Source organism: Nonomuraea sp. GTA35 (assembly GCF_041950525.1).
GTDB lineage: Bacteria > Actinomycetota > Actinomycetes > Streptosporangiales > Streptosporangiaceae > Nonomuraea.
The window spans coordinates 283,920-295,960 of sequence record NZ_JBGNUV010000005.1 but is presented as its reverse complement, the minus strand read 5'-3'; the positions used below and the strand labels follow the sequence as shown (position 1 = coordinate 295,960).

At 73.3% G+C, this 12,041-nt stretch carries 13 protein-coding genes; 6 read left to right on the top strand and 7 right to left on the bottom strand.

Features of this window, described 5'->3' with window-relative positions; all coding sequences use genetic code 11:
* Positions 1–52 precede the first annotated feature (52 nt).
* Genes ACBJ32_RS24595 through ACBJ32_RS24585 form a run of 3 tightly spaced genes read right to left on the bottom strand, consistent with a single transcriptional unit; the run spans position 53 to position 2,255 of the window.
* Positions 53–1,015 carry an ABC transporter permease gene (locus tag ACBJ32_RS24595; protein ID WP_375128692.1) on the bottom strand — a complete coding sequence of 321 codons (963 nt, stop codon included), beginning with the start codon at positions 1,013–1,015 and terminating at the stop codon, positions 53–55.
* A complete protein-coding gene (locus ACBJ32_RS24590) occupies positions 1,012–1,857 on the bottom strand; it encodes an ABC transporter ATP-binding protein (RefSeq protein WP_375128691.1) in 846 nt (281 codons plus the stop codon). The genes ACBJ32_RS24595 and ACBJ32_RS24590 overlap by 4 nt, the downstream gene beginning before the upstream one ends.
* Positions 1,854–2,255, bottom strand: coding sequence for a GntR family transcriptional regulator (locus ACBJ32_RS24585; RefSeq protein WP_375128690.1), 402 nt, complete (start codon positions 2,253–2,255; stop codon positions 1,854–1,856). Before ACBJ32_RS24585 ends, ACBJ32_RS24590 begins: the two co-directional genes overlap by 4 nt.
* 150 nt (positions 2,256–2,405) lie before the next feature.
* On the opposite strand from ACBJ32_RS24585, the gene ACBJ32_RS24580 reads away from it, so the two are divergent.
* The 3 genes from ACBJ32_RS24580 to ACBJ32_RS24570 are packed head-to-tail and all read left to right on the top strand — an operon-like array spanning position 2,406 to position 6,938.
* On the top strand, positions 2,406–3,782 hold the full coding sequence (locus tag ACBJ32_RS24580) for an MFS transporter (RefSeq protein WP_375128689.1): 1,377 nt from the start codon (positions 2,406–2,408) through the stop codon (positions 3,780–3,782).
* Positions 3,779–6,328, top strand: a complete 2,550-nt coding sequence (locus ACBJ32_RS24575) for a PEP/pyruvate-binding domain-containing protein (protein ID WP_375128688.1) — start codon at positions 3,779–3,781, stop codon at positions 6,326–6,328. Before ACBJ32_RS24580 ends, ACBJ32_RS24575 begins: the two co-directional genes overlap by 4 nt.
* 10 nt (positions 6,329–6,338) lie before the next feature.
* A complete protein-coding gene (locus ACBJ32_RS24570) occupies positions 6,339–6,938 on the top strand; it encodes a TetR/AcrR family transcriptional regulator (protein ID WP_357870671.1) in 600 nt (199 codons plus the stop codon).
* A 24-nt stretch (positions 6,939–6,962) separates the two neighbouring features.
* Here ACBJ32_RS24570 and ACBJ32_RS24565 read toward each other — a convergent pair whose 3' ends face one another.
* Genes ACBJ32_RS24565 through ACBJ32_RS24555 form a run of 3 tightly spaced genes read right to left on the bottom strand, consistent with a single transcriptional unit; the run spans position 6,963 to position 8,890 of the window.
* On the bottom strand, positions 6,963–7,853 hold the full coding sequence (locus tag ACBJ32_RS24565; protein WP_375128687.1) for a hypothetical protein: 891 nt from the start codon (positions 7,851–7,853) through the stop codon (positions 6,963–6,965).
* A complete protein-coding gene (locus ACBJ32_RS24560) occupies positions 7,850–8,173 on the bottom strand; it encodes a PadR family transcriptional regulator (protein ID WP_375128686.1) in 324 nt (107 codons plus the stop codon). The genes ACBJ32_RS24565 and ACBJ32_RS24560 overlap by 4 nt, the downstream gene beginning before the upstream one ends.
* A 24-nt stretch (positions 8,174–8,197) precedes the next feature.
* Positions 8,198–8,890: a TetR/AcrR family transcriptional regulator gene (locus ACBJ32_RS24555; protein ID WP_375128685.1), complete on the bottom strand. Its 693-nt coding sequence runs from the start codon at positions 8,888–8,890 to the stop codon at positions 8,198–8,200.
* A 114-nt stretch (positions 8,891–9,004) separates the two neighbouring features.
* Here ACBJ32_RS24555 and ACBJ32_RS24550 point away from each other — a divergent pair, with 114 nt between their 5' ends.
* Genes ACBJ32_RS24550 through ACBJ32_RS24540 form a run of 3 tightly spaced genes read left to right on the top strand, consistent with a single transcriptional unit; the run spans position 9,005 to position 11,174 of the window.
* Positions 9,005–9,358, top strand: coding sequence for a YrdB family protein (locus tag ACBJ32_RS24550; protein ID WP_375128684.1), 354 nt, complete (start codon positions 9,005–9,007; stop codon positions 9,356–9,358).
* Positions 9,359–9,360: 2 nt separating this feature from the next.
* A complete protein-coding gene (locus tag ACBJ32_RS24545; protein ID WP_375128683.1) occupies positions 9,361–10,272 on the top strand; it encodes an NAD-dependent epimerase/dehydratase family protein in 912 nt (303 codons plus the stop codon).
* A complete protein-coding gene (locus ACBJ32_RS24540; RefSeq protein WP_375128682.1) occupies positions 10,269–11,174 on the top strand; it encodes a Gfo/Idh/MocA family protein in 906 nt (301 codons plus the stop codon). Before ACBJ32_RS24545 ends, ACBJ32_RS24540 begins: the two co-directional genes overlap by 4 nt.
* Before the next feature lie 40 nt (positions 11,175–11,214).
* On the opposite strand, the gene ACBJ32_RS24535 is transcribed toward ACBJ32_RS24540, so the two are convergent.
* Positions 11,215–12,039 carry a trypsin-like serine peptidase gene (locus ACBJ32_RS24535; protein WP_375128681.1) on the bottom strand — a complete coding sequence of 275 codons (825 nt, stop codon included), beginning with the start codon at positions 12,037–12,039 and terminating at the stop codon, positions 11,215–11,217.
* Positions 12,040–12,041 lie beyond the last annotated feature (2 nt).

The following is a 12,041-nucleotide window of genomic DNA, read 5'->3' as shown; positions in this document are numbered from 1 at the left end:
GGGGTACGGCGAGCGTCCCGTACCCCTGACGTGCCGGAGGCGAGGGAACGTGTCACCCGGGGCGGCGCAGGGTCCGGCGTACGGCCAGGCCGCCCAGGGCCGCGGACGCGAACGCCAGGATTGCCGCCTCGGTCCACTGGAAGCGCCAGAACCTCGACGGCGGGTGGAAGTACACCGCGTAACGGTAGCCCTTGCCGAACAGGCAGGCCTGCCACGCCTCGGCGTGCCTGCTGCTCTGCCCCGTGTCCACGCGGCGCGGGCAGCCGCTGTCCGACGGCTCGGCGACCTCCTTCCCGGACGGTTCCACCCAGGTGGCGCTCACCAGCCGGGCGTCGGGATCGTCCAGCAGCACGGTGCCGGACAGCTCGACGCGCGCGGGCTCGGCATAGTGGTCGCTCACCTGGAACAGCGTGAACATCGTCACCGCCACCCCCGCCACGGCCAGCGCCATCGCGGGCAGCGTGCGCCGGAACAGGGTGCCGGCCGCCGTGCCCAGCGCGAAGGCGTACAGCCACCACGCGGCCGGCGCCAGCCCGACCATGTTGAACACGCCGATGTTGCCGAACGTGGAGTCCAGCCCCGTCCTGAACACCGGCCGCCACAGGCTCACCATGAGCGAGAGCAGCAGCCCGCCCGCCACCACGGCCGCGCCCAGGACCGACAGCTTGACCGCCAGCCACCGCCACACGGGCACCGCCTGGGTCCAGGCCAGCCGGTGGGTGCCGCGCTCGTACTCGCGCCCGAGCAGCGGCGCCCCCCAGAACGCCCCGATCAGCGCCGGCGCCACCAGCGGCATCCAGCCGAACAACGAGTAGACCGCGTCGTAGCGCTGCCCGAGTGCCACCGCCAGGTCGCCGCACGCCACGGCGGGTCCCGGGCAGCCCGGCGGGGCGTGCTCGGCCACGTACCGGCTCGCCTCCACCGCCGAGCCCAGCAGCAGGGCCCCCAGCACCGCCAGGAAACCCGCCGTCACCAGGATCTGTGCCCGGTGCTGGCGCCACGTCACCCAGATCACGCGTCCACCCCTGTCAGCCCCGGCAGCGCGGACGACTCGGGGCTGCGCAGGTAACCCATGACCAGCTCCTCCAGCCCCGGACGCCGCGCCTGCCAGCGCGGGTCGGCCGGGAGCGCTCCCCTGACCAGCATGCTGACCTGCCTGCCGGTACGGCTCGCGCCCACCACCCGCGTTCCCGCCGCCGAGGCTCCCTCCGGCCCGGTGAGCAGGTGATGCCCGTCGAGCAACTCCTCGATGTCGCCGCTGACCTGCAGCCGCCCTCCGTTCAGCACGATCAGCCAGTCGCAGGTCTCCGCCAGATCGGAGACGACGTGCGAGGACAGCAGAACGGTCAGCTCCCGCTCGGCGACCTCCGCCATGATCGTGCGCATCACGTCGTGGCGGGCCAGGGGGTCGAGGTTGGCCAGCGGCTCGTCCAGCACGAGCAGGTCGGGCCTGGAGGCCAGCGCCAGCGTGACCGCCACCTGCGCCTGCTGCCCGCCCGACAGCCCGCTCACCTTCCGGTTCGGCGGGATGTCCAGCCCGGCGAGCCGGCCGGCGGCGGCGGTGCCGTCCCAGCGGGTGTTCATGCGGCGGCCGAAGGCCAGCATCTCGGCGACGGTGAAGCTCTCGTACAGTGGCTTGTCCTGCGCCACGAACGCCGCCGCGCCGTCCACCCGGATGTTTCCCAGCGCAGGCCGCAGCAGGCCGACGGCCGCGTGCATGAGCGTGGTCTTGCCTGCGCCGTTGGGGCCGACGAGCGCCGCCACGCGTCCGGCGGGCACGGACAGCGAGCAGTCGCGCAGGGCCCAGGTACGGCGATAGCGGACTCCCAGCCCGGTCGCCTCCAGCGCGGGACTCATGCCACCCCCTTCTTCGCGGCGTCGGCCAGGACCACGGCGAACAGCGTCCGCACGTCCTCCTGATCGAGCCCGGCCGCGAGCGCGTCGCGCATCCACGCCTCCAGGCCGCGCCGCAGCCGCGTGTGCTCGGCGAGCGTCGCACCTGCGATGCCCTGGCGGACGAACGTCCCCATCCCCGGCCGGCCCTCGACCAGCCCTTCGCGCTCCAGCTCCCGATACGCCTTGAGCACGGTGTTGGGGTTGATGGCCAGGCTTTCCACCACCTCGCGGGCGGTCGGCAACTGGTCACCGGGCCGGAGCGTGCCGAGTCGGAGAGCCTGTTTGACCTGGTGAACGAGCTGGAGGTACGTCGAGACCCCCGAGCCGCGGTCCAGGCTGAATTCGATCAACCGAAGCACCCTTTCACTATTTAAGTAGTGAAAGGGTGTTGGATGGAGGGGGGCGATGTCAATTCCCGCCGCGCCGCCGCCGCATAGTGAACGTTGCGTTTCTATGAGTTGAATCCTATGCTGCTTAGAGAACGCTCCGTTTACTAAGGAGGCGGTGCCGTGGGGCTCGTGCTGGCCGGGTTGATGCTGGCGATGTTGCTCGGCGCGCTGGATCAGACGATCATGGCGCCCGCGCTGCCCGCCGTCGCCGGCGCGCTGGGCGGGCTCGACCGGATGCCCGCCGTCGTCACCGCCTACCTCGTCGCGGCCACCGTCGTCATGCCCGTCTACGGCAAGCTCGGCGACCGGTACGGCCGCAAGCCCACCATGCAGGCCGCGATCGTGATCTTCGTGACCGGAGCCGTGCTGTGCGGGCTGGCCACGTCGATGCCGCAGTTCATCGCCTTCCGCGCGATCCAGGGGCTGGGCGGCGGCGGCCTCATGATCGGGGCTCAGGCGATCATCGGCGAGATCGTGAGCCCGCGGGAGCGGGGGCGTTACCTCGGCCTGTTCGGCGCCGCGTACATCGTGGCCGCCGTGGGCGGGCCGCTGGTCGGCGGGTTCTTCGTCGACGGGCCGGGGTGGCGGTGGATCTTCGCCGTCCACCCGCCGCTGGGGCTGCTGGCGCTGGTGCTGCTGAGCGTGGCGCTGAAGCTGCCGCGGCCCCGTACGAGGGCGCCGCTCGACGTGGCCGGGGCCGCCACGCTGGCCGTCGCCGTGGTCGGGGTGGTCATGGTGGGGGAGAGCGGGAACCCCGCCTACCTGGCCCTGGCCGCCGCGGGCGTGGTGGCGTGGCTGGTCAGCGCGCGGTTCGCGCGGGATCCGATCCTGCCGCTGCGGCTGTTCCGCGACCGGGCGTTCGCCGTGCCCGTGGCGATCAGCCTGCTCATCGGGTTCGCGCTGTTCGGGACGATCACGTACCTGCCGGCGTACGCGCAGATCGCCCTGCACACCGGCGCCACGCAGGCCGGGCTGCTGGTGACCGCGCTCATGGGCGGCGTGCTGCTCACCACCGTCGTCTCCGGCCGGCTCATCACCAGGACAGGCACGTACAAGCCGTACCCCGTCGCGGGCACGGCCCTGGCGGCGGCCGGGCTCGGGCTGATGGGCCTGGCCGGGGCCGGGCCGGTCGTGCTCGTCCTCGCCCTGCTGCTGACCGGGCTCGGGGTCGGGCTGGTCATGCAGGTCATGGTGCTGGCCGCGCAGAACGCCGTGGACCACGCCGACCTCGGCGCCGCCACCTCGTCGGTGACGTTCCTGCGCCAGGTCGGGGCGTCGGCCGGGGTCGCGCTGGTGGGGGCGCTGATCACGCTGCGATCGGGACTGTCCAGCACCTCGCCGTCGAGCCTGCCGGAAGGGGTGCGTGAGGCGTTCGCCGCCGCCGCGCCCCCGGTCTTCGCGGCCATGGCGCCGCTGCTGGTCGTGGCCTTCTTGCTGGCCCTGGCGCTGCCCGCGCGCCCGCTCCGTACCACCGCTCATGTCGAGGAGAATCCGTGAAACTCGTCGCACCCCTGAACGCCTTCGGCCGCGCCGACCTGGCCATCGCCGGTGGGAAGGGCGCCAACCTGGGCGAGCTGGTCAGGAACGCCTTTCCGGTGCCCGACGGGTTCGTCGTCACCACGCACGCGTACGAGCTGGCCACCCGGGGCGGGGACCCGCGGGTCAGCTCCGAGCAGGTCGAGCTGCCCGAGGACGTGCGGCAGGCGATCACCGGCGCGTACGCCCGGCTCGGCGGCGGGCCGGTGGCCGTGCGGTCGAGCGCCACGGCCGAGGACCTGCCGGGCGCCGCGTTCGCCGGCCAGCAGGACACCTACCTCAACGTCGTCGGCGAACAGGCCCTGCTCGACGCCGTACGCCGCTGCTGGGGCTCGCTCTGGACCGAGCGCGCCGTCGCCTACCGCGCCAGGCTGGGCATCGACGACGCCGGCGTGCGGATCGCGGTGGTCGTGCAGAGCATGGTGGAGGCCGAGGTGGCGGGCGTCATGTTCACCGCGGACCCGGTCACCGGCGACCGCGCGCAGCTCGTCATCGACGCCAGCAGCGGGCTCGGCGAGGCCGTCGTCTCCGGGCTCGTCACGCCGGACCACTACGTGCTGGACGCGCGCGGGCGCATCGACTTCACACCCGGACGCCGGGAGGTGGTCATCCGCAGCGCGGCCGGCGGCGGGGTCATCCGCGAGAGCGGGGAGCAGTCACGAGCCCGGCGGCAGGCCGACCACGACGCGGGGAAGCGGCAGGCGGACAGCGGGGCGGGGGAGCGGACCGGGCGGCTTGCGGATGGCGGGGCGGGAGAGTGGGCCGGGCGGTTGCCGGATGCGGTGGTGGCGGAGCTGGGGCGGCTGGGCCGCGACGTGGCCGCGCATTTCGGGCGGCCGCAGGACATCGAGTGGGCGTACGCGGGCGGGCGGCTCCACCTGCTGCAGGCGCGCCCGATGACCGCGCTGCCGCCGCCCCCGGTGGGCCGGCTCAACCCGGTGCAGCGCCGCCTGGCCACGGTCCTGCTGGAGTACCTGCCCGTACGGCCGTACCCGATCGACATGTCCACCTGGGTCCCGTACGGGCCGGCTGGGCTGATGCGCAACGTCCTGGGCAGCTTCGGCGTGCGGCGCGCGTTCGACGGCTTCCTGCAGGAGGAGGACGAGGTCGTCCACCGGTTGCTGCCCCCGGCGCCGAGGCCGGCCCCGAAGGTGCTCGCGGCTCCGTTCCTGGTGCTGGCCAAGGCCATGCGGTACGACCCCGCGCGGTGGACGCAGGACCGGCGCTTCCGCGACTACCTGGCGGCGATCGAGGCGCTGCGTGCCCGCGACCTGCGGGCGATGCCGTGGGCGGAGCTGCTGCGCGTGCCCCGGCAGGCGCTCGCCCTGGTCTCGCCCGTGGCCGACCTGCGCGTCGACTACCTGCCGGGCACCGGGCTGGCGTTGCTGCGGTTGCTGGTGGCGGTCCGGCTGCTGGGGCGCCGGGAGCTGTTCGCCGACCTGTTGCACGGGGCGCGTACCCGGACCACGGACACCAACCGCGCTCTGGAACGCCTGGCCGAGGTGGCCCGGCGCACGGGAGCGCTGGAGCCGGGCCCGCCGCCCGCCGAGTTCGCGGACGCGCTGGCGGCGTTCCTGGACGAGTACGGCCACCGCGAGACCGCCAGCCCCATCCTCGTCACCCCGCCCACCTGGGCGGACGCCCCCGAGGTGGTGCTTGACTTGGTAAAGGTGCTGGCCGCGGGGTCGCCTGCGCGGAAGGAGCCGGAGGGCGCGCTTGAGCGCCTGCTCGCCCACCCCCTGCTGCGACGCTCGAAGCGCCGTCGCGCCCTGATCACGCGCTGGGTGCAGGCGGCGCGGGCGGGGGTCGCGTTCAGGGAGGACAGCCACTTCTACTTCACGCTGCCGCAGCCCGTCCTGCGCAGGTCGCTGCTGGAGCTGGGCCGCCGCCTGCGCGACGCGGGCGTGCTGGCCGCGCCGGAGGACGTCTTCCACCTTCGGATGGCGGAGCTGGAGGAGATCGAGGACGTGGCCACCCTGCGCGGGGCGGACGCCGAGCGGCTGCGCGAGATCGTCGGCCGGCGGGCGCTCAAGCGGGAGGAGCTCTCGGGCGTGCGGCTCATCGACCCGGCCGCGGTCTTCCCGCCCGCCGGCACCGGCGGCGCGCTGCTCACCGGCGCCCCGGCCGGCGGCGGCACCGCGACCGGGCCGGTGAAGGTGATCGTGAAGCCTGCCGACTTCGGTCGGCTCGCCGCCGGTGACGTGCTCGTCTGCCCGTACACGAACCCGTCGTGGACGCCGCTGTTCCAGCACGCGGCGGCCGTGGTGGTGGACACCGGCGGCGCGGCCTCGCACGCGGCGATCGTGGCCAGGGAGTACGGCATCCCTGCTGTCATGGGCACCGGCACGGGCACCTCGGTGCTGGCGGACGGGCAGCTCGTCACGGTCAACGGCGACACCGGCACCGTCCACGACGCTGGCACAGGCGCTGCCACGGGCGCTGTCACCGGCTCCGGGGCTGTCACAGGCACAGGCACAGGCACAGGCACAGGCGCCGGCGCTTCCTAGAATGCATGCCATGGTCACCGACCACCGCAAGCTGCCACGACGCCGGGGCGAGGCGCTCAGCGCCGCGATCTACCAGGCCACCCTCGACGAGCTGGCCGAGGTCGGCTACGCCGGGCTGACCATGGAACGCGTCGCCGAGCGTGCCAAGGCCAGCAAGGCCTCGCTCTACCGGCGCTGGCCCACCCGCATCGAGCTGGTGATGGAGGCGGTCTACCAGTCGCTGCCCAACCCGGAGAGCTCGCCCGACACCGGCAGCCTGCGTGGTGACCTGCTCGCCATGCTCACCCGCACGGCGCAGGCCCTGTCCGGCCCGGCCGGTGAGGCGATGCGCGGGCTGCTGGGCGAGGCGCTGCGGGGGGAGTCGCCGCTGAGCACCATGCGGCGCAACTCCCAGGGCACGGCCAGGAAGCTGATGGAGGAGGTCGTGCGCCGGGCGGTCGAGCGCGGCGAGGTGGATCCGGCGGACGTCACCCCGCGGCGCCTCGACTCGGGGCACGCGCTGCTGCGCCACCACTTCCTCTTCGAGGGGCCGCCGATCCCGGAGCGGCTGGTGGTCGAGATCGTGGACGAGGTACTCGTGCCCCTGCTCAAACCGCACGCCACCGGCTGACCGCGCCGCGCCTTCGCGGGGTGCTCAGATGCGGGTCGGGCCGAGCGGCGGGTGCTCGGGCAGGACCGCCGGGGCGTGCGGGGAGCGCCCGAGCGCGGTCCGCGCGACCAGCGCCGCCACGCCGATGCTGGTCAGCGCGCCGGCGGCCACCGCCGCCACGTACCACGGCGACCCGTCCCGCATTCCCAGCGCCAGCAGCCCCGCCACGGCCAGCCAGGCGATCGCGTTGAGCACGGCCGCTACCGCCAGCGACCTGCCGGCGGCCCGTGCCGCGCCCGCCATCAGCGGGGACGCCATCGCGGCCAGCGGCAGCGGCAGGACCAGCGCCATGAGGGCCGGTACGAAGAAGCCGCCGGTCATGGCGCCGCCGAGCGCGGCAACGGGATGCCCCCAGCCCAGCGCGAGGCCGGCGTACGTCAGCAGGACGAGGCCGATCGGGAAGGCCACGGCGAGCGCCGTCAGCAGCACCCGCCGCCCTGTCGCCCGCGCCGCCACCCCGTAGGGCGCCTGCTTGCCGGCGGCGCGTGCGGCGATGCCGAGCTGCCACGGTGACAGCAGCGTCATCGCGCCCGCCGCGACGAAGCACGACGTGGCCGTCCTGAACAACCAGCCGGCCTCCGCGGCCTGCTCCCACGTGAACCGGAGGCCGGACGCGTCACGCACGGCCGGGCCCCACAGCAGCCACAGGGCGTAGACGCCGGCGACCAGGACCGCCGCGAGCGGCAGGCGCAGTGGCCGGGCGCCGGGGATGCGGCGGTGGTGCAGCCACGCGTCGGCCGCCCCGGCGGCCAGGTCGGTCACCGTGCGCAGCCGTACCGGACGTGAGGCGATCAGGTCGGCGACCTCCTCGCCGTACCGGTCCCGCCACGCCTTCGGGTAGAGGCTCAGCACGGCCCCCGCCACGGCTCGCATCATGCCTGCCCCCACGCCACTCGCCGAACCCCCGCCTGCTCCACCCGGCGCAGCGTGGCGAGCTGCTCGCGCAGCGCGTCACGCCCGCTCCCGGTGATCCGGTACGGCTTGCGCCGCTCCGACGACTCGACCGGTTCGATCCAGCCGCGCTGTTCCAGCCGCATCAGCGCCCCGTAGAGCGTGCCCGGCTCCAGCGACGTGCCCGAGAACTCCTCGATGTCGCTGATCATTCGATATCCGTGTTTTTGCCCCTCTGCGAGGCTGATGAGCACCAGCAGCGCCACGTCCGTGAAGCGGCCGAGCTCCTGATACTTGCGAGCCATGTATTCAGTAAAACTTAGTAAGTCTCACTGAGCAAGTCCGATCGTGCCCGCCGTCACCCGCATGCTGTGCTCGAAGGCGCCGCGCCGGTCCTCGATGGTGTTGTCGAACTGGCCGAACACCTCGAAGCTGACCCATCCGTACAGGGTTGTCCACGCCGTGAGCGCGCGCCAGATCACGTTGTCGGGCACCCCGGGCATGAGGTCGTGGAACCCGGTCACGTCCGGACCGAGCTCCCGCGGCGCCTCCTCCTCCGGGGCGCGCACCGCGCCCGCCTGCCAGGCGTCGGACATGAGGCGGCCCAGCACGGCCACGTCGCGGATGCGGGCCTCGACCGTGTCCTGCGGCGCCTGGTAGCCGGGGACCGGGGAGCCGTAGATCAGCGCGTACTCGTGGGGGTGGGCCACCCCCCACTCGCGCACGGCGTGGCAGACGGCCAGCCATCGCCCGAGGTGGTCCTCGCGGGGGACCTCCGTCTCGGTGCGTTCGACGGCCTCGCCGAGCGCGTTGTAGCCGTCGATGATCAGTGCGGTGAGCAGGTCGTCGCGGCTCGGGAAGTAGCGGTAGATGGCCGAGGAGACCATGCCCATCTCCCGTGCCACCGCCCGCAGCGACAGGCCGCCGGCCCCCTCGGTGGCGAGCTGGCGTCGCGCGATGTCGGTGATCTCTTTGGTGAGCTCGGCCCTGACGCGTTCTCTGGCAGTGCGGCTGGCTGTCATGGGCAGCAGATTATCAGAGCGGTGCCAACAAACGAGAGCACTGCTCTTGACGACTGGTGCTCTCTTGAGAGAGCATTGCTCTCGTAAGCGGAACACCCCAACCCGGAGGCCCCGATGCTCGCCCTCGCCAAGAACGCCAACGCGCTGCTGATGTTCCTCCTGGAGCTCGGCGTGCTGGCCTCCGTCGCCTACTGGGGCTTCACCGTCAGCCCCAACTGGGGCGTCAAGCTGCTGGCGGGGCTCGGCGGCCCGGCGCTGTTCATCACGGCGTGGGCCCTGTTCGGAGCGGGCGGCGGCGCGAACGCCACGTACCCGCTCACCGGCCTGGCCCGCGCCGCGCTGGAGATCCTCTGGTTCGGCGGCGGCGCCCTGGCGCTCCACGCCTCCGGGCTGATCACCTCCGCCGTCGTCTTCTCCGCGCTCTTCATCGTCAACGCGGTTCTCCGTATCGTCTGGAACGAGGTCTGATCATGGGTAAGCACGTCGTGGTGGGTTCGGGTCAGGTCGGCGCGCATCTGGCCGGCAAGCTCCTCACCCAGGGGCACGAGGTCGTCGTCGTGACCCGGTCGGGCGGCGGCCCGGCAGGCGCGGTCAAGGTGGCCGCCGACGTCGCCGACCAGGCCCGGCTGATCGAGGTCGCCCGGGGCGCCGACGTCCTCTACAACTGCGTCAACCCGCAGTACCACCGCTGGCTCACCGACTGGCCGCCGATGGCCGCGTCGTTCCTGGCCGCCGCCGAGGCGAGCGGCGCCGTGTACGTGATGCTCGGCAACCTCTACCCGTACGGGCCCGTCACGGCCCCCATGACCGAGGACCTGCCGCTCTCCTCCCCGAACCCCAAGTTCCGGGTCCGCGCCCGGATGTGGGCCGACGCGCTGGCCGCGCACGAGGCCGGCCGGATCAGGGTCACCGAGATCCGCGGCTCCGACTACTACGGCCCCGGCGCCAGCGACCAGTCCTACCTGGGCGACCGCTTCACCGTGCCGCTCAAGGCGGGCAAGCCGATCATGTCGCCCTGGCCGATCGACATGCCGCACAGCTGGACGTACCTGCCGGACGTGGCCGACACGATGATCACGGCGGGCGCGGACGAGCGGGCCTGGGGCAGGCCGTGGCACGTGCCCACCGCGGAGCCGCTGACCTTCCGCCAGATGGCGCGGCGCATGGCGGCCGTCGTGGGCGCCCCCGCGCCCCGGCTGCGGTCGATGCCGTGGCCGCTGGTGCGGGTGGCCGGGCTGTTCTCGCCCATGCTCGGCGAGCTGCGGCACGTCCGCCACCAGTTCACCGCGCCGTACGTGCTCGACTCCTCGGCCTTCCAGCGTACGTTCGGCGCCGCGCCTACCCCGGTCGACGTCGCGCTCAAGGCTACGCTCGACGGATGAAGATAGCCATGATCGGTCTGGGCGACATCGCGGAGAAGGCCTACCTTCCCGTGCTGGCCGCCCAGCCCGCTCTCGACCTGCACCTCTGCACCCGCAACGAGGCCCGGCTGCACCGGCTCGGCGACACCTACCGCATCGCCACCCGGTCCACGAGCGTGGACGAGGTGATCAAGGCAGGGGTGGACGCGGCGTTCGTGCACGCGGCGACCGACGCCCACCCCGAGATCGTCGAGCCGCTGCTCAGCGCCGGGATCCACGTCTACGTCGACAAGCCGATCGCCTACACCCTGGCCGAGTCCGAGCAGCTCGTCCGCCTCGCGGAGACGGAGGGCAGGTCCCTGATGGTCGGCTTCAACCGCCGCCACGCCCCCGGGTACGCCGAGCTGGCCGCCCTGCCCCGGCACCTCGTCCTCATGGAGAAGCACCGGCACAACCTGCCCGACTTCCCGCGCCGGGCGATCTTCGACGACTTCATCCACGTGGCCGACACGCTCAGGTTCCTCGCGCCCGGCCCGGTCACCGGCACCACGATCAGGACCCGCGTCAGGGACGGCCTCGTGGAGCACATCGTCCTGGAGCTGTCGGGCGACGGTTTCACCGCCATCGGCATCATGAACCGGATGAGCGGCGCCGCCGAGGAGAGCTGCGCGGTCATGGGCGACGGCGTCAAGCGCCGGGTGGTCAACCTCGGCGACGTCATCGACTACCAGGGCGGCGAGACCCTCGCCCGGCGGCCCGACTGGGTGCCGGTCGCGAGTCAGCGCGGGATCGAGCAGATCTGCCTGGAGTTCCTGGCGGCGGTGCGCGACGGGCGCCGCCTCGACGCCGCCGACGCGCTGGCCACCCACGCCCTCTGCGAGGAGATCGTCCGCCACGCGACCGGGGCCGGGCAGCCGGGCTGAGACCGGATGGCGTCAGCCGGGCGGCCGAGGCCCGGCACCGTCACCCGGCCGGCCTGAGCCGCATCTCCCGGTCGGCCCTGGCGAACATCCGCTCGAAAGGCCTTCCCCCCAGCCGGGTCAGCACGGTGTAACCCTTCGCGTCGTTCAGCGGGCTGGACGACGACACGACGCCCGCCACCGCCCCGCCGTACAGGGCCGGGCCGCCGCTGCCGCCCGCCGCGGCGTGGCAGTTGCGCGTGACCATCAGCCCCGGCCCCTCGGAGCCCCCCTCGACCGCGTCGCCCACGCAGCGGTACATCTTCGTGCCCGGATACCCCCGGCCCGCCGGATAGCCGAGCAGTTCGAGGCCGCGCAGCTGCGTGCCCCTGGACGTGCGCATCGGCGACAACCCCCGCCCGGTGACCGACTCCAGCGGTTGCTTGCCGCCGGCCACGCCGACCAGCCCCACGTCGTACGGCAGCAGCTCCGGCGAGTACGGCCTGCTGCGCCACCTGGCCGGCACCCACGCCCGCACGACCGGCCAGACGCCCAGCGGCGGCCGGCCCCGGTCGAACCCGGGCAGGAAGGCCAGGTGCTTGAGCAGCCGCCCGTTGTGATACAGGCAGTGCGCCGCCGTCAGCACCAGGCTGCGGCTGCGCGAGCCGATCACCGTGCCGCCGCAGAGCACGTCCGTCTTCGCGACCGGATCGCGGCCGAGCAGCACCCCGGTCAGCCGCCGCGCCCCCGTGTAGGGGCGCGGGACCGGCGCGTAGCCCAGGCGGTCGCCGTCAGGGGTGAGCACGCGGGGAACGGGGACGTTACGTTGGGACACCTCGGCGACGGCGGCTGGATCGAGCAGGACGAGAGACAGAGCCAACCTGAGCACCC